Raw genomic sequence first — 1,527 nt, forward strand, 5'->3', positions numbered from 1 at the left:
GAAATATTATGGAGATTTTTAAAATATGAATGGATTGAATTTAGCGCCTATAAAGACCGAAAGAGCCTCCTCGCTTACGTTAAAAAAGTGCTGGACAATTTTGGAGGCGAGTATGTAATTAATTTTGCCTAGGTACTTAGTTGAAAGCGGCCTCCATCGTCTCATTTTGCCAATTCCAATACTCTTGATTCGGCATTTCCTGCCAACCGCTTTCGGTTTCCGGCAGATTCACCTCGGTAAAATCTGGGGAAACTAACTCCAAAGCTTGACTATCTAAAGGGTTAAGCGAATAGTCTTCTGGCGCAAAGCCTTGGCCATAGAGGTCATTCATGGTCGCCTCCGCTCCTTGACTGGGGCTATTTTTTAACCTAGAGAATCGGCATCACTAAGTATTTATACTTCGATGATACTCCCAACCCATGAAAGTCTAGTCTGGACGTTAATAAAAGTTAACTGATGTTGACAGCCTCGAATTTTGGGCGCAAGGCTTCACTGGTGTTAACTTAACGGTTGAGATTCCCTGTTTTTTTGATGGGTAACAATAAACCTCTCGCATAATTGATTTTTGAGGATTCAAAAACGTCAAAAAGGCGGATTAACTGGCAGAAAATCTCTAAATAAACCATTTAATTGATTATTACTCATTCTTAATTCTCCTGACTCCTGACGACCGGCTCCTGACTCCTAACCCCACCAACAAACTTTTTCAGCAAACCCTAGTTAATTATTTTTAGCTAGTTGACTGACAACCCATGCTCTTAAATTCTTTTCTGCTTTAACTTCATCCTCTTGAGCAGTGGCTAAAAATTCCTAGAGTTTAGTTTTGGGAACTAGGGGAAAAGTGTAGGGTAAGCGCATCTTAACAATCCTTGACAATTGTTAAGCAAAAATCGACCAAATGGGTCGAGTTCGCCCCTACAAAATCGACCCGCCTAAGGGCGGGGAAGAAAAGAAAAAAGAAAAAATAGGGAATGAGGGTAAAAGGGGAAAAAGGAAAAAGGGTTAGAGAGTTCTCCCGAAAACGCAGGCTACCCGAAAACCGTAATTGTTGATGCGGTTGACGCGGCGGAAGTAGTAGTCGTAGCGAATCGCGGAACGGCAGTAAGTAGGATTGTAGCCCCAGGAACCGCCCCGCAGAGGAGAACGATTATTATTACCATTTTCTATCCAGACACTGCCATCCGTCGGCGCACCGTCATAGTTATCGTGCCAAGTATCGGCGCACCACTCCCGGACATTGCCGTGCATATCGTACAGTCCAAAGGCGTTTGGGGGAAATTGTCCCACGCGAGTTGTTTCGTTTTGATATTCTCCGTTCAGTTCATCGGCGTAGGTATTACTGGCATTGTAGTTAGCCAATTCCCCCGTAATGGTTTCCCCAAAGTAAAACGGGGTGGTGGTTCCAGCACGACAAGCGTATTCCCATTCCGCTTCACTCGGTAGTCGGTATTCCCGAACCGTTAGTTTTGATAATCTCGCACAGAACTCGATCGCATCGTACCAGTTGACTTGTTCCACGGGACGGCG

At 44.5% G+C, this 1,527-nt stretch carries 2 protein-coding genes and 2 pseudogenes; 1 reads left to right on the plus strand and 3 read right to left on the minus strand.

What is annotated here, in order from left to right:
- Window positions 1-132, plus strand: a pseudogene (locus O9323_RS08050) (IS630-like element ISMae24 family transposase); the annotation flags it as partial.
- Between the two features lie 4 nt (window positions 133-136).
- Here the strand turns inward: O9323_RS08050 and O9323_RS08055 are convergent.
- The 3 genes and pseudogenes from O9323_RS08055 to O9323_RS08060 all read right to left on the minus strand — a co-directional run.
- Window positions 137-331: a hypothetical protein gene (locus O9323_RS08055; protein ID WP_288124926.1), complete on the minus strand. Its 195-nt coding sequence runs from the start codon at window positions 329-331 to the stop codon at window positions 137-139.
- A gap of 389 nt (window positions 332-720) precedes the next feature.
- A pseudogene (locus O9323_RS22580) lies at window positions 721-843 on the minus strand (Uma2 family endonuclease); the annotation flags it as partial.
- A 159-nt stretch (window positions 844-1,002) separates the two neighbouring features.
- The coding region (locus tag O9323_RS08060; RefSeq protein WP_288124927.1) for a formylglycine-generating enzyme family protein at window positions 1,003-1,527 on the minus strand (525 nt) is incomplete at its 5' end.

The organism is Microcystis sp. LE19-131.1A, from assembly GCF_027532015.1.
Taxonomy (GTDB): domain Bacteria; phylum Cyanobacteriota; class Cyanobacteriia; order Cyanobacteriales; family Microcystaceae; genus Microcystis; species Microcystis ichthyoblabe_A.